The following is a 21,350-nucleotide window of genomic DNA, read 5'->3' as shown; positions in this document are numbered from 1 at the left end:
GCGAGTATAGCCGTGCCCATAGCGGGAAGGGAAGGGGCAGGTGGTTTGCCGTCCTATGCTTATGCAGGATATGACGGGTCCGCTTCTTGGATAGGGGAGAATGTCATGGGTGGATTGGCTCAAAATCTCACCACGATCGGCTTCGACGCTGACGATACGCTCTGGCAGAATGAACAGTTCTTTCGCCTGACTGAGGCGCAATTCGCTGATCTATTGGCCGATCACGCGGATAAGCAGCATTTGCTCTCGCGCCTTCTGGACGCGGAACGGCGCAATCTTGGGCTCTATGGCTTTGGTATCAAGGGTTTCACGCTGTCGATGATCGAAACTGCGATAGAGGTGACCGAAGGACGGGTGCCGGCCGACGTTATTGCAAAAATCCTTGCCGCAGGGCGCGAGATGCTGCGTCATCCCATCGAAACGTTGCCGCATGTTCACGAGACGCTGGAAGCATTGGCTGGTCGCTACCGCCTCATGCTGATCACCAAGGGCGATCTGTTCGACCAGGAGCGCAAGCTCGCCCAGTCAGGCCTCGGCGATATCTTTGATGCCGTCGAAATCGTCAGCGACAAGTCGCGCGAGACTTACGAACGCATCTTCGCTCGCCATGGCGATGGCGCTGGGCGAAGCATGATGGTGGGCAATTCGCTGAAATCGGATGTGGTGCCGGCACTTCAGGCGGGCAGTTGGGGCGTGTATGTGCCACATGACCTGACATGGGTGCTCGAACACGCGGACGAGCCCGAGACCGAGCCACGGTTTCGGCGGCTTTCGCATTTGGGAGAGCTGTTGCCGGTTGTGGAAACGATCGGCTGACGCGTGTCAGTCCCTGCCGCTCAGGCGATCGACAACAGCCTGTAACCGCTCCGGTATGATAGGCTTGGGCACAACCGCATCGACGGCCTCTGATACCACGATATTTGCAGCGGCTGGGAGTCGGCTCGTCAAAAGAACCACCTTCGGCAGCCCGTCCTGCGTGTTTTGCCGCAGTGTCGCAAGGCGCGTCATCAGATGCTCGCAGTCGCGATTTTCAGGCCCGCAGTCGAGGATCACAGTTCCCGGAGTCAGACGATCTAGGATGCTTTCGGCATTTTCCGGCAAGTCCGACAGGATTTTCAACCCTGACCTCTCGATGATCTTGGCGACAACAATTCGGTTGATCCGCGAAGTCGCGACGATCAGCACGCGGGAAGCATCAACAGGTGCTATGCGCCTTGAAGAAGGCGTGGGGTCAGTTGAAATTTCCTCATCCCTGGCATCAGGGCTCTGACGGTCCATGCGCTCTCTCTTGCTGAAATTCAATGCTAGGTTGAATTGCAGGTTTGAGATGCAGCACTGGCCTGGTGGGAGTCAAGTCTACTTTCTGATGAAGTTTAAGTTTGAAGTTGTGAAAATTTCTAGCGCCGCCTTCCTTCAGCGAAAGCAATGGGTGGAGCCGCAAGAAAATCCCCGCCTTGTCGGGCGGGGATTTCGTTGAGGTGCGGATCGTGAGGTTCACCCATGCGCGCTTTGTGAAACGATGACCGGGATGAGCAGGTCGCCCCAGTTGCCTTCGCCCCCATGGTGACGGGCCGACCGCACCAGCTCGACGGAAACACCCGCTTCCACTGCCTTCATGACCGACTGGTTGAGCCGGTGGAGATCGTTTGCGACCATGCGAATGGTGGCTTGCTGGTCGGCATTCATGGTGCTCGACTGTTCTTCGGCACGTTCCTTGACTCGGGTCTTGGGTGTCATTGTTCTTCTCCTGGGTGCTTCCTTGGGTGGCAGCCGGCCTTAGCGAAGGTCGGTCGTTTCCGTCACTCCGCCGCAGGGCGGAACTGTTCGTGCTCGGTCGATTCGTGCATGGCTGTCGTCGAGGACTGGCCTCCGGTGATTGCCATGGAGACGGCATCGAAATAGCCGGTGCCGACTTCGCGCTGGTGCTTGGTTGCAGTGTAGCCGTTGACTTCGGCCGCGAATTCCGCCTCCTGCAACTCGGAATAGGCAGCCATCTGCCGGTCCTTGTAGCCGCGAGCCAGTTCGAACATGCCGTAGTTCAGTTGGTGGAAGCCGGCGAGGGTGATGAACTGGAACTTGTAGCCCATAGCGCCCAACTCGCGCTGGAATTTGGCAATGGTCGCGTCGTCGAGGTTCTTCTTCCAGTTGAAAGACGGCGAGCAGTTGTAGGCGAGCTTCTTGCCCGGATGTGCCTTATGCACCGCTTCTGCAAACTTCCGCGCCTGGGCGAGATCCGGCTTGCCGGTTTCCATCCAGATCAGGTCGCAATGCGGGGCATAGGCTATGGCCCGCGCGATGCAGGGCTCAATGCCGTTCTTAACATGGTAGAAGCCTTCGACGGTACGTCCCTTGTCGTGATCGACGAAGGGCTGGTCGCGCTCATCGATGTCGGAGGTCAAAAGCTTGGCTGCTTCCGCATCCGTACGAGCGATAATGAGCGATGGCACGCCCATTACATCCGCTGCAAGACGTGCCGCATCAAGGTTGCGAATATGAGCTGCCGTCGGGATCAAGACCTTGCCGCCGAGATGGCCGCACTTCTTTTCAGAAGCCAACTGGTCCTCGAAGTGGACGCCGGCGGCACCCGCCTCGATAAACGCTTTCATGATCTCGAAGGCATTCAGCGGGCCGCCGAAGCCGGCTTCGGCATCGGCGACAATCGGTGCAAACCAGGTATCGACCGAAAGGCCCCTGCCTTCCGCCGTCTCGATCTGGTCGGCGCGCTGCAGCGTCTTGTTGATGCGCTTGGCCAACTCGGGCGCCGCATTCGCCGGATAGAGCGACTGGTCTGGGTACATTGCCGAAGCGGTGTTGGCGTCCGCGGCGACCTGCCAACCTGAAAGATAGATCGCCTTCAGCCCGGCGCGAACCATCTGCATGGCCTGGTTGCCTGATAGGGCGCCAAGCGCATTGACGAAGTCTTCCTGGTTGATCAACTGCCACAGCCGGTTTGCGCCCATTTCGGCGATGCTGTGCTTGATCTGAACGGAGCCACGCAGTTTCGTCACATCTTCGGGAGTGTAGGGTCGCTCGATGCCATCGAAACGACCACCGGCTGCGGATGGAACGAGATTGTAAAAGTCAGTCATAGTGTACTCCCTCAGGCTCTGATATCTGACGCCGCAGGCCTCGCGTGTCATTCGTGTATGACTTGATTTACATTGCGCTGCACAGAAGGCGAGGAAAACCGCTCAAATAGCGCCATATTTGAAGAAAACCTGTCTTGTCTTTGACTGCATCGGTGTGTAAATTTGTAAATATTGTAAATAACTCGCGCGGCGTTGTTGTAAATCCGGTGTAAACAAATGGCAGAGCAGAAGATTTTCGCCGGGCCTCGGATCAGGCGCATCCGCATCGCGAAGGGGTTGACCCAGACCGCGATGGCAGAGGGCCTGGGCATTTCTCCGTCCTATCTCAACCTGATCGAGCGCAACCAGCGGCCCCTGACGGTGCAACTGATCTTGAAGCTGGCATCCGCCTACAAGGTCGAGCCGGAGGAATTGCATGGCGAAGCGGGCGGCTCCATCGCTGCCCTGCGCGAGGTGTTCTCGGATCCGCTTTTGTCGGGCGAACTGCCTGGCGACCAGGAACTGATCGAAATCGCTGAAGCCGCGCCGAATGCTGCCGCTGCGGTGGTCAAGCTGTTCCGCGCCTATCGCGAGCAGGCCGAGCGCTTGTCGGACCTCTCGGAATTGCTGGCGCAGGAGGGCAAGGCAACCGCGCTTTCCTCAGCGCGGCTTCCGATCGACGAAGTGAATGAGGTCTTCGAGCGGCGTCCGAACCATTTTCAGTCGATCGAAGAAGAGGCGGACGCCTTCGTTTCGCTGCTCGATCCGCGAGACGATCTCATGGGTGCATTGAAGGCCTGGTTGAAGCGCGACTACGGCATCGTGGTCAAGGTCCTGCCGGTGACGACCATGCCCAACTGGCGCCGCCGCTACGACCGGCATTCCCAGCGGCTGTTCCTGTCGGAACGGCTGTCGCCCTTCGACCAATTACGCGAGGTGGCGATGGAGGCTTGCCTGATCCGCATGCAGGTAGCCATCGCGGCGGAGATCAAGGCGCTGAAATTGTCGAGCGACGAGGCCCGTCGCATCGCCCGGTTTGAGCTGGCGCGCTATGCAGCTCATGCGCTGATGATGCCATACCAGGCTTTTCAGACCGCGGCCGTTCGAGCTTTGTACGATGTCGATGTGCTGCGCTCGCGTTTCGGCGTCTCGTTCGAGCAGGCGGCCAATCGGCTCACCACGCTGCAGCGGCAGGGGGCTCTGGGTGCGCCCTTCTTCATGCTGGAGATCGACAATGCCGGAAACCGCTTTCGCAGATCGGGCGCGCAAGGTTTTCCGCACAGCCGTTTCGGTGGTGGCTGCCCGAAGCTGCCGGTGCATGCCGCCTTCACCCAGCCGGGTCAGATTTTCGTCGAGGCTGTGCAAATGCCGGATGGAGCCGAGTTCCTTTGCGTCGCGCGAACGCTTGAAGGCCCGCAGGGCGCCTTCAACGAACGTCCGCGCCGTACGGCTATCCTGCTCGGCTGCGACATCGCCTTCCGTGCCGAGATCGTCTACGGCGCGGCACTGCCGCAAGCCACCGGTCCGGCCGGCCGGCCGATCCAGATCGGCGCGACGGCTGTCGGGCCGGCGTGCCGGCTGTGCGAGCGGCAGGGATGTCTTGCGCGCGCCGAGCCGCCGGTCACCCGCCCGCTCGGCCTCGATGAGATGGTCACCGGTCTGAGTGCTTTCGACTTTCAATAAGGCCAGTTCCACGCTCGTGCCACAAGCCATCAACGCCGCGTGGATCACGCTGATGGCCCGCAAATGCTCTATGGATACCGGCGCTTTCATGCCGAAGCACATCCTCTTTCCATCCGGTTGCTCCATGTCCGACCTCGCCGCGCCCATGCCGCAGCCTGCGCAGTCCTCGACGAGCGGGGAGGAGCGCCAGGGCTTGCTTCTCGTCTTCCTCTCGGCGCTCGCCTGGAGTTTCGGCGGCACGATCGGGCGCTTCGTGGAAACCCCCGACGGCTGGACCATGGTGTTCTGGCGGTCTTTCTGGGCGGTGGCCTTCCTCGTCGGCTTCATGCTGTGGCGCGACGGACGTCGCGGAACGCTGCGGATGTTTGCAGGAATGGGCGTTCCAGGCATGGCGGTCGCAATCTGTTTCGGGATTTCCTCGGCCTGTTTCGTGCTGGCGCTGTCTTACACAACGGTTGCCAACATCCTTCTGATGCAGGCCGGCGTGCCGCTCATCGCCGCCCTCATTTCCTGGGTGATCTTTCGCGAACGCATAGCATGGACGACATGGATGGCGATTTGCGCCGTTATTCTGGGCATCGGCATCATGGTCTCGGAATCCGCGACCGGCGCTGTATCCCCGATCGGCGATGCTCTCGCTCTGCTGATAGCGATATGCTTTGCCATCGCAACCGTGATCACCCGGCGCTACGCCCATGTGCGCATGACGCCGGCAACCTGCCTTGGTGCCGCTCTGGCAGGCCTTGTGGCGGCGTTCCAGTCGTCCGGACTGATCACCAGCGTGCCGGATGCCATGATCCTGTTTGTCTTCGGTGCACTCAATCTCGGGCTCGGTTTTGCGTTCTTTGCCATGGGCGCGCGACTGGTGCCGGCAGTGCTCGCAGCGCTGATGGGAACCTTCGAGCCGGTGCTTGGTCCAGTCTGGGTGTGGCTCGTGCATGGCGAGGTTCCCTCGGCCAGCACCATGATCGGCGGCACGGTGGTGGTGCTCGCTCTGGTTGCCTATCTCGGGCTGGAGTTTCGGCGCTACTCGCTGCCGCGCAAGCCTGGCGTCACCGGCATGCCGAACCCGAATTAGTCGTCTTTGCCAATTGACAAGCAAGCCGTAGGACGGGCACCTTTCGAGCAGGGCAAACAACGCACAGGCTTATCTTGCCAAGGGGTCGGACAGGGGCAACCGTTTCCGCAGGCTTACGATCCACCCCGATGGTGGTCGCATTTCCACGCTTCCATCGTTTGCGCCTTTTCCGCAAAGCGCAATTTGATGTGCGTGCGCAGCGTCCTGCCCATTATTGGTGCTTGTCCACCTCTTGCAACACAAATAGGCTAGCCGAAATTCCGCCTTCGGACGGACCCGGCAGGGTCGCCCGGGCACACGCGTAAAAGGAGAATCCTGATGAACACAAAGGCGCTTTGGCTTACCGCAGCCACGGCAATGATCGCTGCGTTCGCACAATCAGCCACGGCGCAGGAGCGTGTGGTCAATGTCTACAACTGGTCGGACTATATCGATTCGTCCATCATCGACGACTTCACCAAGGAAACCGGCATCAAGGTCGTCTATGACGTCTTCGATTCCAACGAAATCCTTGAGACAAAGCTCCTCGCCGGCGGTTCCGGTTATGACGTGGTTGTGCCCACCGCCAACTTCCTGGCGCGCCAGATCCAGGCGGGCGTCTTCCAGAAGCTGGACAAGTCAAAGCTGCCGAACCTTTCGAACATGTGGGACGTGGTCAACGATCGCACCGCAAAATACGACCCCGGCAACGAATACTCCATCAACTACATGTGGGGCACGGTCGGTATCGGCTATAATGTCGATAAGGTGAAGGCCGCGCTCGGTATCGACAAGGTCGATAGCTGGGATGTCGTGTTCAACCCCGAGAATGCGAGCAAGCTCGCCCAATGTGGCATTTATGTCTTGGATTCGCCCACCGACATGCTGCCCACCGTACTGAACTATCTCGGTTTGGACGCGGGAAGCACCTCGCTCGACGATATCTCCAAAGCCGAAGAAGCGATGATGGCGATCCGTCCGTCGATCCGCAAATTTCATTCGTCAGAGTACATCAATGCGCTCGCCAATGGCGACATCTGCGTTGCGGTCGGTTGGTCCGGCGACGTCTTCCAGGCCCGGGACCGCGCGATCGAAGCCAAGCAAGGGGTGAACCTCGATTACGTCATTCCGAAGGAAGGCGCGGAAATGTGGTTCGACCAGATGGCTATTCCTGCCGATGCCAAACATGTCGACACCGCACATGAATTCATCAATTACATGATGCGGCCCGAAGTCATCGCCAAGGCCAGCGACGTCATTTTCTACGCCAATGGCAACAAGGCTTCGCAGCAATTCATCAGCAAGGAAATCCTGGACGATCCGGCGATCTATCCGGATGAGGCTGTTCTAGCCAAGCTCTTCACTGTCTCGCCTTACGATCCCAAGTCACAGCGGCTGATCACGCGCAGCTGGACCAAGATCGTTACGGGCCAGTGATCGAAACGACCCCGGCAGGCCACTGTCGGGGCTTTTCCTAGAGATATGACGTCGGGAATTGGGGAGCCTGCTCATGAACTCGCTTGGAAGCATTCGCAGGTCCTTTGCGCCCTGGACTGATCCGTCGGCGAAACCCTATATCGAGTTTCGCAACGTCACGAAGCGGTTCGGCGACTTTACGGCCGTCAACGACCTGTCTCTGAGCATATACGAGCGTGAGTTCTTCGCCCTGCTCGGGGCGTCTGGCTGTGGCAAGTCAACGCTTCTGCGCATGCTGGCGGGTTTCGAGGAGCCTACCTCCGGCAGCATCCTTCTCGATGGACAGGATTTGCGCGGCATTCCGCCCTACCGCCGGCCGGTCAACATGATGTTCCAGTCCTACGCGCTGTTTCCGCATATGACGGTGGAGCAGAACATCGCTTTTGGCCTGAAGCAGGATGGCATGGCGAAGGTCGAAATCGAGCAGCGCGTCGCTGAGATGCTCAAGCTCGTCAAGCTGAGCCAGTTCGCCAAGCGCAAGCCGCACCAGCTTTCCGGCGGGCAACGCCAGCGCGTCGCCCTTGCGCGTGCTGTTGCAAAACGCCCCAAAGTGTTGCTGCTCGATGAGCCGCTGGGCGCGCTCGACAAGAAGTTGCGTGAGGAAACCCAGTTCGAACTGATGGACCTGCAGCAGAAGCTCGGCCTCACCTTCGTCGTCGTCACCCATGACCAGGAAGAGGCCATGACCATGGCCGACCGCATCGCGATTCTCGACAAGGGCGAGGTGATGCAGGTGGCGACGCCGGCCGAGGTTTATGAGGCGCCGGGTTCGCGCTTCGTCGCCGGCTTCGTCGGTACCGTCAACATCTTCGAAGGCAAGGTATCGGCGCGCGAGGGTGTGGCTGCGACGATCATGACCGACGGTGGTGTCATCCGCAGCGAGAACGCATCCGACGCGACGGTGGGCAGCGATGTCGCCTTTGCGATCCGGCCCGAAAAGATCAAGGTCTCTTCAAAGGAGCCCGCGCCCGGTATCGACAATGCCATGCAGGGCGAGGTCTATGACATCGCCTATCTCGGCGACATGACGGTTTATCACGTCAAGCTGCCGAGCGGCCAGGTGGTGCGGGCAAGCGCGCTGAATGCGGCTCGCGTCACGGAAGATCCGCTGACCTGGGACGACACCGCATGGATATCGTTCCGGCCCGATGCCGGCGTTATCCTGACGCGCTAGGGGGACGGAGATGCAACGCGCAATCGCCGCCCTCACCAGCAGGCTGGTCATCGTCGTTCCCTATCTTTGGCTGCTGGCCTTCTTCTTGGTGCCGTTCATCATCGTGTTCAAGATTTCGCTGTCGACCACGGCGATAGCGATGCCGCCTTATGAACCGGTGATGACCCTTTCCAATGGCATCGGCGCCTTTTTCGCGCAATTCCGCGACCTTCATTTCGATAACTACGCCTGGCTGGGCGGCGATCCGCTCTATATGCGGGCCTATCTATCCAGCGTCGTCATCGCGGCGATCTCGACCTTCCTGGCGCTGCTGATCGGGTTTCCGGTAGCCTACGGCATGGCGCGGGCGCCGGCCACGCTGCGGCCGACGCTGTTGATGCTGGTCATCCTACCGTTCTGGACGAGTTTTCTGATCCGCGTCTATGCCTGGATCGGAATTCTCAAGCCGGAGGGACTGCTCAACCAGTTCCTGCTGTTCACCGGCATCATCGATACGCCGCTGGTGATCCTCAACACCCACACCGCCATCTTCATCGGCATCGTCTATTCCTATCTACCGTTCATGATCCTGCCGCTCTATGCGTCGCTGGAGAAGATGGACTACTCGCTGATCGAAGCTGCGAACGACCTCGGCTGCCCGCCGATCAGCGCATTTTGGAAGATAACGTTTCCCTTGGCGCTCCCCGGCGTCATCGCCGGTTGCCTGCTCGTGTTCATCCCAGCGGTGGGCGAATTCGTGATTCCCGATCTTCTCGGCGGTTCCCAGACGCTGATGATCGGCAAGACCTTGTGGAACGAGTTTTTTGCCAATCGCGACTGGCCGGTCGCATCGGCGGTAGCCATCATCCTGCTGCTTCTGCTGGTGGTGCCAATCATGTTCTTCCAGCAGGCACAGGCGCGCGCGCAGGAGCAGGGCAAATGAACGCGACCTGGAGCCGCTTCAACATCGTCTCGATCACGCTGGGCTTTGCTTTTCTCTATCTGCCGATCGTGCTTCTGGTCATCTTTTCGTTCAACGAGTCCAAGCTCGTCACTGTTTGGGGCGGCTTTTCGACCAAATGGTACAGCGCTTTGTTCCGCAACCAAGGCCTGATGGACGCGGCCTGGGTCACCTTCCGCGTCGGCCTGCTCTCGGCTACCATCGCAACCATTTTGGGTACGCTGGCCGCGCTTGCGCTGACGCGCTACACGCGATTTCGGGGCAGGGTGTTGTTTTCCGGCATGGTGTTCGCGCCGCTGGTGATGCCCGAGGTGATCACCGGCCTGTCGCTGCTGTTGTTGTTCGTGGCCATCGGCTTCGATCGTGGCTTCATGACGGTCACACTCGCTCATGTGACATTCGCCATGTGCTACGTCGCAGTCGTTGTGCAGTCGCGGCTCGTGTCGTTCGACCGTTCACTCGAAGAAGCGGCGATGGACCTTGGCGCCACGCCCGTGAAAACCTTCTTCGCTGTGACACTGCCGGTCATCCTGCCTGCCGTCATCTCCGGATGGATGCTCGCCTTTACGTTGTCGCTGGACGATCTTGTCATAGCGTCGTTTACCTCGGGGCCGGGGGCGACGACCCTGCCGATGAAGATATACAGTCAGGTTCGGCTGGGGGTGACGCCGGAGATCAACGCGGCCTGCACCATCCTCATTGGTATCGTCACGCTCGGGGTCATCACGGTCTCGGTCGTCAACAAACGCCGCGAAGTGCAGCGTCAACGTGACGAGCACGCCGCTCAACGCGGCTGAATTCGGCAGCTTCAAACCAAAAAAAGGCCCGCGGCACGCAAATGCCGCGGGTCTTTGGTGCTTATCTGCCTGTCGGCTTAACGTTGCGACAGATAGACAGTTTCTTCATCGTCGCGCTGCTTGCCGCCAAGGGCCGCTGCGGCACTCGCGATGAAGGCACCGATGATCATTGACAAGGCTGCGACCAGGGCGAAGGTGGCAGCTGCGGCCCGTGCGGTATCGGCAGCTTCCATAGCCTGGGTCTTGGCAGCCTCGGCCTGAGCAATGACTGCATCGATACGAGCGGTGGCGTCCGCTTCGGATAGGCCTGTGCGGGCAGCGACGAGCTGAGCCAGATAGGTCTTGTCTTCGGGCGTCATCTCCCCCGCTGCCGCACTTGAGGCTAGAATGCGCGAAGCCTGCGCGGCAGCTGCCGCGTCGCCTTCCGCACCGGGTGCTGCAAGACGGGCGGGGTCGTTTGGACGGAACAGCGAATCGACAAAGTAGGATGTCGCGCCGCTGGTGCTTTCCGTGTCCGTGCCGGCAGTGGCTCCCATCACCGCGCCGGACGCAACCGTCGAAGCCGTTTGGATGCCTGTGCCGATAACGGATGTTAAAGCCGAACCCAGAACCATCACGGTCACCAGCGTGGCAACTGCCCAGGACATGAAGCCATGCGCTGTGTCACGGAAGAAGGTTTCGTCCGTGTGGATGCCGACCCATTTGGTGCGAAGCCGACCGGTGAGATAGCCGCCTGCTCCAGACGCCAGCCACTGTACGATAATCAGCCAGATCGCCGTGGACACCGCGAAGGTGGTGACGCTTGCGCCCTCATTCGACCATGGCGAAACCATTGTCAGCCCAAGCCCGGAACCCAGCAGCATCAGGATAAAGGTGATTGTCGAAGCCGCGAAAGCGCCCGCGATGATCGGGCCCCAGCTGACAGCCGATTTCGACGATTCGACTTGTGTGCCAACTTCGGCAGTTGTGTACTCGTTTTGCATGGCCATCTCCTAGCGCATGAACAAGAAGAGAAGGATGATAATCGGAATTGGAATTCCAAGCATCCAGAGCAAAATACCGCGACCCATGATCGTCTCCTGAATTGAAATAAGAAAAAGCCCCGCCAGGGCGGGGCTATAGACTAGGCAGCCTTGGCGATTTCATTCGCGGATGCGTCGGCAAGCGCGGTCAAGGCTTCATCGGTCTTGGATTCTTCAGCAAGCGTTTGGCCCAGAAGCTTCGCCGCGTCGCTCATGCCGAGCACTTCAGCCCAACGCTTCAGCGTGCCGTAACGGGTCATTTCGTAGTGTTCGACCGCCTGGGCAGAGGAAATCAAGCCGGCATCGATTGCAGGCGATCCCTTGAAGGTGTCGATGATGTCTTCGCCTTCGGAAATAATGCCTTCGATGGCATCGCAGGTTTTGCCCTGGGCGCGCTTGCCCATCAGTTCGAAGATCTGCTGCAGGCGCTCGACGTGAACTTCAGTCTCGTCCTTGTGCTTTTCGAATGCCGACTTCAGCTCGGAAGAACTGGCGGCACGCGCCATTTTAGGCAGCGTCTTGAGGATCTTTCGCTCGGCGTAATAGATGTCTTTCAAAGTGTCGTGAAAAAGATCTTCGAGGTTTTTTTCTTTGGCCATAGTGGTCTTCCTTGGTGCGTGTCGGCAGAGACGTTGTTCACAGAGTTGTGAATGCACCAAGGTAGCGCGCCAGAAACATAAAGGTTCCCGCTCACGGCGCTGGAAAAAACTTAGATTGCCACGGAACTTTATTGTACTCGGCTATAGACGTCGGAACGAACGGCGTTACATCGGCATGCGGAAGGTGAATCGGGTCGCATTGCTGTCCGATGTCACATCGATTCTGCCGCCATGTCCGCGCGCAATTTCCGAAGCGATGTAGAGACCAAGCCCCAGCCCCGCGCTATGGGTTCCGGTGGCGCCGCGCACAAATGGATTGAACAGTCCGCTCAACGCTTCCTCGGCAATGGGAGGTCCTGCATTTTCCACCCAGAGCTCGAAAGTCTCGGCTCGAACCTCAGCACCTGTTCTGATCGGCGCTTCATGCGACCCATGGGTGATGGCATTTCCCAAGAGATTGCCGAAAAGCTGCGCCACGCGCGACTGATCGGAAACGACGCTCTCCGCGAGCCGGAAATCCGTCTCGATCGTCCTGCCGGGATGGATGGAGCGGATTTCCGCCACGACCTGCTCGAGGACCGGTATCAAAGGAGCAGCATCGTCGATCTGGAGGTTCAGGCCGTCGCCAAGCCGGGCGCGGGCGAAGTCGATGACATTGTCGATCAGGCTCCGCATCCGCAGCAGGCTGCCCTGCATAAGCGTGACGATCTTCTGGCCCTGATCGTCCAGATTCCCGCGAAACAACAGTTTCGTGCCAGCTTCTAACGAGGCTACGGGATTACGCAGATCGTGGCCGAGAACTGCGATGAACTGCTCGCGTATCTCAGCCGTTTCACGCTCGTCCTGCAGGGCGGTTCTGGTTTTCGACAGTTCTTCATCGGCTTCCAACTGGGATGCGATCAGTTGCGCAAACAACTGAAACATGCCGATCGTTTCGGGGTTCTTCAGCTTGGCCGGAAGGGGGTCCAATGCACAAAGCGTACCGAAAAACTGGCCGTCCTTCAGCACGATCGGCATGGAGATGTAGCTTTGGAAGCCATACATCGCTGGTGTCTGGTGCCCGCAATAGAGCCCATCCTCCGCCACATTGTCGATCACGACCGGCTCTTGGCTTTGACGGATCTCATGGCAGATGGTGGTTTCCACCTTGAGTTCATCGCCAGGGCTGAGCCCGAAATCGAGGCTGTCGAGCACATCGCAGGTGATCCAGCGATCCTCGGTCACGCGTGCAACCGCCGCGAAACGCATACCTGTCGTCCGGCAGACGACATCGAGGATCGTCGGCACAGCGGCAATTCTGCCGATGGCATCGATATCAGCCTGAAAATCGTTGTTCATCTAAGTCTTCCCCGCAAGCGGCGCCATCGTAGCGGGCAGCGAAACAGTGTCATTCAAACTGCTACCTGCATGACAAGGATGCAAGTCGCAACCCTTTGCCTCGCGCACAAGACGGACATGCACGGCCGAGACCCCGCCATTCTTCTATGCCGGTTTCCAGTTCAGCCACAGTTCCACCACCCAGCGGGTCGCGAAGGCGCCATGGCAATAAGCTGGGCGACACATACGACACGCTTTTCGTCGGTATCGCCTTCCGCATCCCGCTTGGACAACAGCGACAACCCGACTTCGGTGATCTCACCGATCACGCTGCGAGCCATATCCATCGTCGCCGTCCTCATCAGGACCGCGCTGAAAATCATGCCACCCAAAGCTGAAAATCGCGGTTGTGAGGTTGGCGCGGCGCTTGCTCGGGTAAGCCTTCCACCAATTGCTCGGGGAATGACGACATCAAGACCCGCGTGGAAAGGAAGGCGCGCCTTTGACCAAGCTCAAGAGATTGCCGGTTATGGTTGGAAAGGGCGGCGACGAATGCGCGCTTCCGAATGGTACGGTTGGGTGGGCTCGAACCACCGACCTCCGGATCCACAATCCGGCGCTCTAACCAACTGAGCTACAACCGCACATCTTGCTTTCGCGAAGCGTCCATACGGCCTCTTGAATGACATTTCAAGGCTTTTGCGACGCATCGTCCGGTATTTCACAGCCCCGCGAAACTGCGTGCCAGGAAACTCGAACTGTCGAGGAACGGTCCCCACAACAGAAAAAGACCGGCGGGAGGAGGTGCCGGTCTTTTCCTTGTGTCTGGCCAGCGGGAGGAGGTGCTGGCCTTTTAGCCCGGAGGGCAGAGGGAGGAGGAACCGCCCGCCGGGTATTCCGAAGGTGCCGGTTTAGGCAACCTTGAGTTCGGTGAAGGCCTTCTCAAAAGCGACCTTGGCCGGCTTGGTGACGTCCTCGGCCGCCTTGGTGGCGACAGCCTGGAAATCCTTTGCCTGCTCGACCGAAAGCTCGATGCGCTTGCGGAGGAACGAGGTCTGAAGCTCGAGGACTTCCGAAAGCGACTTGGCGCCGAGCAGCGACTCAAGATGGGCGAAACCCAGCTCGGTGTTGGTGCGCAGGGCGGCAATGGCCTTGTAGGACATGTCGTTCGAAGCCGTCTTTACGGTCTCGAAAGTCGTCTCGATCGTCTTCTGGGCTTCCTCGGCGCCAGTCTTGATCTTGGCATAAGCCTCTTTCGACTGCTCGACGCCCTTTTCGGTGAAAGTGCGGAGCTGGTCGGTAGCCTTGGAGACGTCGAAGGTGGGGAATTCAACGTTTTCTACGAATTCGGCGGTCTTGGTCTTGGACATTTTCCATCCTTTGCCTTGATAGACCTTCACGAAGGCCTTTTATGTCGATGAGAGACATATAGCACTGCTTATGGTGCGTTGCAATATTTATGTTGCACTGCACCAAAAAATTTCACCGTTAACCACATCGCGTAGAAACCCCCGGTCTAACCCTGTGCTTGATGGACGTGGCGGCCGACTGCTTTTATTAACGAAGCGTTAATCGTAGACTACCCGCGCCAAGCAGGGAAAAGAATGCCGTCAGCAGCCTACTCATTTCTGGACGTCGCGATCCTCGACCAGGTCAGGCAGCGTTTTGCCGTCGGCGACGCCCTGGCGATTCTCTCTGCCGATCTGGATCATGTAATCTGGGCCAATGGCCCGGGGGCGTCGATCTTCGGGTATGATGCGGTCGAGGATATGATTGGCGCATCTTCGCGTCTCGGCGTGACGGCACGGCGGCAGATTGCTGCGACCAGCGGCTTCCCCAATATTGGACACGACCGGTCGATCTTGGTTCGGTTGGCGACCGGCATGCAAAGTCGTGCCATAGCCTTTCTTGCCAGCGCGGTGACCTTGCCGGATGGGGAGCCCGGAATCCTGCTGGCCGTTCCGGCAGAGCAGACGGGAGCGGGCGGTGAGGCCGATATCGCCCAGCATGCTGTCGGTGGGTTCAGTGAGCCCGGCCATTTCCTGGCGTTTCTCGATGCCCAGGGACAAGTCGAAGCGGCCTCGGAGGGATTCTCCAGCCTTTCGCTCGAACCTTTTCGGCTCTCGCAACTGGTGGCTGAGTTCGGACAGCAAGGACAGCGCCTGCTCAAGCGCGTGTTGCCGGTGCCCGGCGGCCGCTTGCCTGTCGGTGTGGCGCGCCTGACGGACGATCCCGTTCGTTATCTTCTTGTAGTGGTCGACGAGCGGGACGATGCCACGCAGGAAAGCTTTGCCTCGGCCGAGGAACCCGAGACGGCTTCTGTCGAAACGTCGCCGGCCATCGAACAGCCGCAACCGCCTGTCGCAGCAGTGGTTTCACCAGTGCCGGACCTTGCGCCAATGCCCTCGACGGAAACGCCGGGAACTCTCGCCGATGGCCTTCATGGCGATGCTCCCGCAGTGCGGTTCGTCTGGCGGACGGATGCCGATGGCCTGTTTTCCGCCATATCGCCGGAATTTGCCGGGGTTGTAGGAGAACGCGCTGCCGATGTGATCGGTAGGCGGTTCCATGATGTTTCGGTGACCTTCGCGCTCGATCCGGACGAGGAGATTACAGCCCTTCTGGAGCGGCGCGATACGTGGTCGGGCAAGATGGTGCTGTGGCCGGTGGCCGGGACGGACCGCAAGGTGCCGGTCGATCTGGCGGCTTTGCCTGTTTATAGCCGCGACCGTGTTTTCGAAGGCTTTCGAGGCTTCGGCGTTCTGCGCCCGTCGGAATCGGTTGTCGATCCCGAGCGCATTGGGCTGGCGCTCGTGCCGAATGCACGTCCGGACGAAGCGGTAGTCGAGGTTCCCGTTGCGCCGACCGCTGAGCCTGAGGTGCCGGCGATCGCCGACGAACAAGAACCGGCCGCTGCCGAAAATGTCATCCATCTCGTCGCGCATCGGCCAGTCGACGCCTCTGTGGAAAATGGCAGGACACTGTCTCCCGTCGAGCGCACCGCGTTTCGCGAGATCGGCGACCGGTTGCGGAAAACGACAGGATCCGAGCCGCCGGTCCTCGCACCAGAGCCGGAAACCTCAGCGTTTGCCGAGCCCGCCGACATGACGCCGCAGCAGGTCGAGGCGACCACGAAGGAAGCCGCCGAAACGCTGAGGAAGACTCCTGTCGAAGCCACGCAGCCCCCTGTGGAAGAGACGCAGCAAATGGCGTCTTCTGATGAAACCCTCGATGTGCTGCCGGCCGAAACGCTGCCGACGGTGACTGCGCTGGAAGAAACCTCCGTGGCACAGGACGTTTCCGCATCGCCACAGAGCGAAGAAGCGGTGCCCGAACCGGTCGCGGAATCGTTCGAAACCGCCTCGGAAGACCACGCACTGACTGACACCGCTCTTCTGGAACGGATGCCGCTTCCTGTGTTGATCCACTCGGGCGACCGGCTGCATTATGCCAACCCGGAATTCCTGGCCCTTATCGGCCACGCGTCGCTCGATGATATCGAAATGGCCGGCGGGCTTGGCAGCCTGTTCGTCGACCATCTTTCCGATGTCGGCGATGCCGACCGAAATCTGAAAATGCGGGCGAAAGGCGGCGCGGAATTCGCTGTCGAAGCGCTGCTGCGTTCCGTGCCTTGGCGCGGCCGCAAGGCGCTGATGCTGGTGGTCAAGCCTGCCGACAGCGAAGTTGACAAGGACGTTACAGGTACGGCTTCGATGGTTTCGGCCTTGCAAACGCGCGTGGCCGAGATGCGTGCGATCATCGATACCGCCACCGATGGCGTGGTGCTGATCGACCTGGAGGGCAATATCCGCTCCATCAGTCGTCCGGCGGAAGCGCTGTTCGGTCAGGACAGCGATGAGGTTGCCGGCAAGCCGTTTACCGCGCTGTTCGCTATCGAAAGTCAGCGCGCCGTCCAGGATTATCTCAATGGGCTGGCGGATAATGGCGTGGCAAGCGTGCTCAATGACGGGCGCAATGTCATTGGCCGCGAGGCGGAGGGCGGTTTCATCCCGATGTTCATGAGCATCGGCAAGTTGCCGCATGACAGCGGCTACTGCGCGGTGGTGCGCGACATCACCCCCTGGAAACGCGCGGAGGAGGAATTGACTCAGGCCCGGTCGATTGCCGAACGCGCCTCTTCGCAGAAAACAGATTTCCTCGCGCGGATCAGTCACGAGATACGTACGCCGCTCAACGCCATCATAGGCTTTTCCGAATTGATGATGGACGAGAAATTCGGCCCCGTGGCCAATGACCGTTATCGCGACTATCTCCGCGACATCAATCGATCGGGCAATCATGTGCTCGATCTCGTCAACGACCTGCTGGATATCTCGAAGATCGAAGCCGGTCAGCAGGAGATGGATTACGAAGCCGTCTCCATCAACGACGTGCTGTCCGAGACTGTGGCGCTGATGCAGCCGCAGGCCAATCGCGAGCGCGTCATCATCCGGTCCAGCTTCGCGTCACGTCTGCCGGAGGTGGTTGCCGATATGCGCAGCCTGCGCCAGATCGCGCTCAACGTGTTGTCGAATGCTATTCGCTATACCCAGGCAGGCGGGCAGGTCATCGTGTCAACCTCATACGAACAGAGCGGCGATATTGCCTTGAGGGTACGTGATACCGGTGTTGGCATGACACAGGCGGAGATCGAGCAGGCGATGAAGCCGTTCAAGCAGATCAATTCGCTCAAGCGCCCGCGCGGCGACGGGACAGGCCTCGGTCTGCCGTTGACCAAAGCCATGGTGGAGGCCAATCGCGCCCGTTTCACCATCACTTCGACGCCGGGCGAGGGAACGCTGGTCGAGGTCATTTTCCCGTCCACCAGGGTTCTGGCGGAATAAACTGAGGATAGGCATAGTCTGGCAAAACGTCGTAACGGTCACATTTTCGTGATCGGAGCCCGCATTTGTATGAGATTGTTTGGCAAAGCGTTGAAAACAGTGCGCAACGCTCCACTTTAGAACTATTCTAAATAGTTGATTTTGTTGATCTTTATAGTTGATTAGTTCACTCCGCTTGAGCATATAGGCGCTGTTTTGAGGGCCTGGCGGTCTTAGGCTGCCGGCGAAGCCATTTGGGCAGGGAGACGTCACTATGATTTCCAAAAAGACTTCGGGCCTTGGCGCTTTTGCGCTTGCCGCATTGTTTGCCACCTCGGCTCTGGCCGATGGCACCGTCAACATCTACACCTATCGCCAGCCCGACCTGATCAAGCCTGTGCTCGACGCGTTCACCGCGGAGACGGGCATCCAGACCGAAGTCCTGTTTCTCGACAAGGGCCTCGAGGAGCGCATCTTGGCCGAGGGCGAAAACTCGCCCGCCGACGTCATCATGACGGTCGACATTTCGCGTTTGACCTCGGCTAAGGAAAAGGGCGTCACCCAGCCTCTGGTCGATGAAAAGCTGAACGCCGAGCTGCCGGCCGAGTATCGCGATCCGGAAGGCAATTGGTTCGGCGTCACCAAGCGCGCTCGCGTCGTCTATGCCTCGAAAGACCGCGTGCAAGATACCACGATCACTTATGCCGATCTGGCCGACCCCAAGTGGAAGGGCAAGATTTGCATGCGTTCGGGGCAGCACGACTACAATCTGGCACTCTTCTCCGCAGCAATTTCGCACTGGGGTGCGGAAAAGACCGAAGAGTGGATGAAAGGCCTCAAGGCCAATCTTGCCAAGAAGCCTGACGGCGGCGACCGTCCGCAGGCTGGCGCCATTGCGGCGGGCGAGTGCGACATCGCCATCGGCAACACCTACTATGTCGGTTTGATGCGCAACAATGAGAAGGATCCGAAGGAGAAGGAGTGGGGCAACGCGATCAACGTGCTCTTCCCGACCTTCGAGAACGGCCTCACCCACGTCAATATCTCGGGTGCAGCGATCGCCAAGCATGCGCCGAACCGCGACAATGCCGTCAAGCTGATCGAGTTCCTGGCCAGCCATAAGGCACAGCAGGTCTATGCCGAGGCAAACTACGAATATCCGGTCGAGCCCGGCCTGGAGCCTTCGGAGACGGTCAAAGCGTTCGGTGAACTCAAGGCAGACACGTTGCCCCTGGCTGACATTGCCAAATATCGCAAGCAGGCCTCCGAGATGGTCGACCGCGTCGGCCTGGATGACGGCCCGGCTTCCTGATCGGTCGCCGATAAAAGTCTTCGAACCCGGGCCGATCCAATCGGCCCGGTTTTGTCGTTTGGAGGGTCTGGTTTGGGGCAGGTCGCAAGCGTGAACAGTATCGGGAGCCGCAAGGCTGTCGATCCCGTGCGCCCGCCGCGCCACCCCTTGCTGCGCAGCGCAGCTCTGCTGGTCAGCGCAATCGTGCTGTTGCCGATCATCGCCCTCGCATTCGTCGCGCTCTCGGGCTCAGGCGAAGACTGGCCGCATCTCGTCCAAAACGTGCTTCCAGGTTCGATCCGCTCAACACTCCTGCTGATGTCGCTCGTGGCTGTGATGACTGCTGTCGTCGGTGTGGCGTCGGCCTGGGCCGTGGTCGCCTACGATTTCCCGTTTCGCAAGACACTGTCCTGGATGCTGGTGCTACCGTTTGCCGTGCCGCCCTATCTCGCCGCCTATGCCTATGGCGAGTTCCTGCATTTCCACGGGCCTTTGCAAGGCATGGTGCGCGCCCTGTTCGGGTTCCAGACAATACGCGACTACTGGTTTCCCGATATCCGCACCACGCAGGGCACGGCGTTCGTGCTGGCTGCCGTGCTCTACCCTTATGTTTATATGACCACCCGCGTGGTGTTTCTCATGCAGGGACGCAACATTGCCGATGTTGCCCGCACCTTGGGGGCATCGCCGCGCCGCGTTTTCTGGCGGGTGCTGCTGCCTGTCGCACGTCCCGCCATCGTTGCAGGCCTTGCCCTCGTGCTGATGGAGACCATCAACGACGTCGGCGCGGCCGAATATTTCGGCGTCCGCACCCTAACCGTGGCCGTCTACACGACCTGGCTGAATCGCAACAGCCTGGAGGGCGGAGCGCAGATTGCTCTGATCATGCTGCTGCTGGTATTTGTGCTGCTTGTCGCCGAGCAATGGGTGCGCCGCCGCCAGCGCTATCACGCCGGCCGTTCGACGCAGATGAAAGTGCATCCGCCGCGTGTTCGGATTGTGGGCTTCAAGCGTTGGGCGATGTCCTTGACATTGCTCTTGCCCGTCCTCTGCGGCTTCGGAGTGCCGCTGCTAATCTTCGGGCAGTATGCGTCGCGGCGTATGGACCAGTTCTTTGCGCCTGCGCTCGGCAAGGCGCTGTTCAACAGCCTTACGACCGCCACGCTGACCGCGCTGCTGACCGTGACGGTGGCGCTGTTGCTGCTCAATGTGGTGCGGCTATGCCGGGGGCGTGGGATGATCGCCGTGGTTCGGCTGGCGTCGATCGGTTATGCGCTGCCGGGTGGCATATTGGGGCTCGGCCTTCTCTTCTCGCTCGCCCGATTCGACAACACGATCGACGCGTTCTTCCGCGCCAATTTCGGCTTCTCGACGGGCCTGCTTCTGACCGGTTCCGCCGCTGCCGTCGTGCTGGCCTGCACGATTCGTTTCGTAGCCCTCGCGGAAGGCTCAATTCGTTCGGGGATGGAAAAACTGCCGGCCGGGCTCGACGATGCCGCCCGCAGCCTGGGCCGCACACCCGTGCGGAGCGCGCTGTCGGTGCTGCTGCCGCTGTTGCGGCCGGCCATTCTGACGGCTGCGGTGCTGGTCTTCGTCGATACGGTGAAGGAGCTGTCGGCGACGATCCTGTTGCGGCCTTTCGGCTTCAACACACTTGCCACCCACGTCTATGAGAATGCCTCGCGCGGTGTGCCCCAGGATGGAGCAGCCGCCGCGTTGACCATCATTTTGACGGCGATGGTTCCGGTTCTGCTGTTGTCAGGTGCGTTGATGCGTGATGCGGACGCACATCTTTAGGGACGCGAGGCGACCTGGTGCAAACGTAGCAAAACCGCCCGTTTAATGCGGAACAGAATTGATGATCGCGGCCACGAGAACTGCGTTGGCGCAAAGGATCATCAGAGATGTGACGATGGCGGCTCTTTGAATTTCGCTCATTGTTTGCTCTCCGTTTGTTACGGAAGGTAACGCGCCGTTATGGAAATGGCAATTCACAATTCTGTCCGTGTGCAAAAAAGGCGGAAACGCAGCTTGGTTCCCGCGAACCGTGAAAAGAAAAAGGCGCCCGGAGACGCCTTGAGAGGGATGTAAAACTGTGGATTG

18 protein-coding genes and 1 tRNA gene are annotated in these 21,350 nt (G+C 59.6%); 10 read left to right on the top strand and 9 right to left on the bottom strand.

Features of this window, described 5'->3' with window-relative positions:
* The first annotated feature begins 105 nt into the window (after positions 1–105).
* Positions 106–816, top strand: coding sequence for an HAD family hydrolase (locus ICI42_RS00305; protein ID WP_188162555.1), 711 nt, complete (start codon positions 106–108; stop codon positions 814–816).
* A gap of 6 nt (positions 817–822) precedes the next feature.
* Here the strand turns inward: ICI42_RS00305 and ICI42_RS00300 are convergent, their stop codons facing one another.
* The 3 genes from ICI42_RS00300 to aceA form a co-directional block, all read right to left on the bottom strand.
* Positions 823–1,278, bottom strand: a complete 456-nt coding sequence (locus tag ICI42_RS00300; RefSeq protein WP_188162554.1) for a response regulator — start codon at positions 1,276–1,278, stop codon at positions 823–825.
* 216 nt (positions 1,279–1,494) lie between these two features.
* Positions 1,495–1,737, bottom strand: a complete 243-nt coding sequence (locus tag ICI42_RS00295; RefSeq protein ID WP_188162553.1) for an SMc00767 family acetate metabolism repressor — start codon at positions 1,735–1,737, stop codon at positions 1,495–1,497.
* A 62-nt stretch (positions 1,738–1,799) separates the two neighbouring features.
* The gene (gene aceA, locus ICI42_RS00290; protein WP_188162552.1) at positions 1,800–3,089 is read right to left on the bottom strand and encodes an isocitrate lyase; all 1,290 of its coding nucleotides are present in this window, start codon (positions 3,087–3,089) and stop codon (positions 1,800–1,802) included.
* A 216-nt stretch (positions 3,090–3,305) separates the two neighbouring features.
* Here aceA and ICI42_RS00285 point away from each other — a divergent pair, with 216 nt between their 5' ends.
* From ICI42_RS00285 to ICI42_RS00260, 6 genes are all read left to right on the top strand, one after another.
* Entirely contained in the window at positions 3,306–4,751 is a 1,446-nt protein-coding gene (locus tag ICI42_RS00285) for a helix-turn-helix domain-containing protein (protein WP_188162551.1), read from the top strand.
* Between the two features lie 124 nt (positions 4,752–4,875).
* Positions 4,876–5,829, top strand: coding sequence for a DMT family transporter (locus tag ICI42_RS00280; RefSeq protein WP_188163659.1), 954 nt, complete (start codon positions 4,876–4,878; stop codon positions 5,827–5,829).
* Positions 5,830–6,147: 318 nt separating this feature from the next.
* Positions 6,148–7,245, top strand: a complete 1,098-nt coding sequence (locus ICI42_RS00275) for a polyamine ABC transporter substrate-binding protein (RefSeq protein WP_188162550.1) — start codon at positions 6,148–6,150, stop codon at positions 7,243–7,245.
* 73 nt (positions 7,246–7,318) lie between these two features.
* The gene (locus tag ICI42_RS00270) at positions 7,319–8,458 is read left to right on the top strand and encodes an ABC transporter ATP-binding protein (RefSeq protein ID WP_188162549.1); all 1,140 of its coding nucleotides are present in this window, start codon (positions 7,319–7,321) and stop codon (positions 8,456–8,458) included.
* A gap of 10 nt (positions 8,459–8,468) precedes the next feature.
* On the top strand, positions 8,469–9,380 hold the full coding sequence (locus ICI42_RS00265; RefSeq protein WP_188162548.1) for an ABC transporter permease subunit: 912 nt from the start codon (positions 8,469–8,471) through the stop codon (positions 9,378–9,380).
* On the top strand, positions 9,377–10,195 hold the full coding sequence (locus tag ICI42_RS00260; protein WP_188162547.1) for an ABC transporter permease subunit: 819 nt from the start codon (positions 9,377–9,379) through the stop codon (positions 10,193–10,195). Before ICI42_RS00265 ends, ICI42_RS00260 begins: the two co-directional genes overlap by 4 nt.
* 77 nt (positions 10,196–10,272) lie before the next feature.
* On the opposite strand, the gene ICI42_RS00255 is transcribed toward ICI42_RS00260, so the two are convergent.
* The 6 genes from ICI42_RS00255 to ICI42_RS00230 all read right to left on the bottom strand — a co-directional run bounded on the left by ICI42_RS00255 (position 10,273) and on the right by ICI42_RS00230 (position 14,503).
* Positions 10,273–11,178 carry a hypothetical protein gene (locus tag ICI42_RS00255; RefSeq protein ID WP_188162546.1) on the bottom strand — a complete coding sequence of 302 codons (906 nt, stop codon included), beginning with the start codon at positions 11,176–11,178 and terminating at the stop codon, positions 10,273–10,275.
* A 140-nt stretch (positions 11,179–11,318) separates the two neighbouring features.
* On the bottom strand, positions 11,319–11,816 hold the full coding sequence (locus ICI42_RS00250) for a YciE/YciF ferroxidase family protein (protein ID WP_188162545.1): 498 nt from the start codon (positions 11,814–11,816) through the stop codon (positions 11,319–11,321).
* Between the two features lie 165 nt (positions 11,817–11,981).
* Positions 11,982–13,154: a GAF domain-containing sensor histidine kinase gene (locus ICI42_RS00245; RefSeq protein WP_188162544.1), complete on the bottom strand. Its 1,173-nt coding sequence runs from the start codon at positions 13,152–13,154 to the stop codon at positions 11,982–11,984.
* A 161-nt stretch (positions 13,155–13,315) separates the two neighbouring features.
* Positions 13,316–13,480, bottom strand: coding sequence for a hypothetical protein (locus ICI42_RS00240; RefSeq protein WP_188162543.1), 165 nt, complete (start codon positions 13,478–13,480; stop codon positions 13,316–13,318).
* Between the two features lie 220 nt (positions 13,481–13,700).
* Positions 13,701–13,777: transfer RNA gene (locus tag ICI42_RS00235), tRNA-His, on the bottom strand.
* A 267-nt stretch (positions 13,778–14,044) separates the two neighbouring features.
* Positions 14,045–14,503 (bottom strand): phasin, encoded by a 459-nt coding sequence (locus ICI42_RS00230; RefSeq protein ID WP_188162542.1) that lies wholly within the window; start codon positions 14,501–14,503, stop codon positions 14,045–14,047.
* Positions 14,504–14,737: 234 nt separating this feature from the next.
* On the opposite strand from ICI42_RS00230, the gene ICI42_RS00225 reads away from it, so the two are divergent.
* The 3 genes from ICI42_RS00225 to ICI42_RS00215 all read left to right on the top strand — a co-directional run bounded on the left by ICI42_RS00225 (position 14,738) and on the right by ICI42_RS00215 (position 21,044).
* On the top strand, positions 14,738–17,977 hold the full coding sequence (locus ICI42_RS00225; protein WP_188162541.1) for a histidine kinase dimerization/phospho-acceptor domain-containing protein: 3,240 nt from the start codon (positions 14,738–14,740) through the stop codon (positions 17,975–17,977).
* 253 nt (positions 17,978–18,230) lie between these two features.
* Positions 18,231–19,268 (top strand): Fe(3+) ABC transporter substrate-binding protein, encoded by a 1,038-nt coding sequence (locus ICI42_RS00220; protein WP_188162540.1) that lies wholly within the window; start codon positions 18,231–18,233, stop codon positions 19,266–19,268.
* Between the two features lie 90 nt (positions 19,269–19,358).
* The gene (locus ICI42_RS00215; protein ID WP_188162539.1) at positions 19,359–21,044 is read left to right on the top strand and encodes an ABC transporter permease; all 1,686 of its coding nucleotides are present in this window, start codon (positions 19,359–19,361) and stop codon (positions 21,042–21,044) included.
* Positions 21,045–21,350 lie beyond the last annotated feature (306 nt).

Source organism: Oryzicola mucosus (genome assembly GCF_014534685.1).
Taxonomy (GTDB): domain Bacteria; phylum Pseudomonadota; class Alphaproteobacteria; order Rhizobiales; family Rhizobiaceae; genus Oryzicola; species Oryzicola mucosus.
Note: the sequence above shows the minus strand (reverse complement) of the source record. Positions and strands in the feature narration are given on the sequence as shown.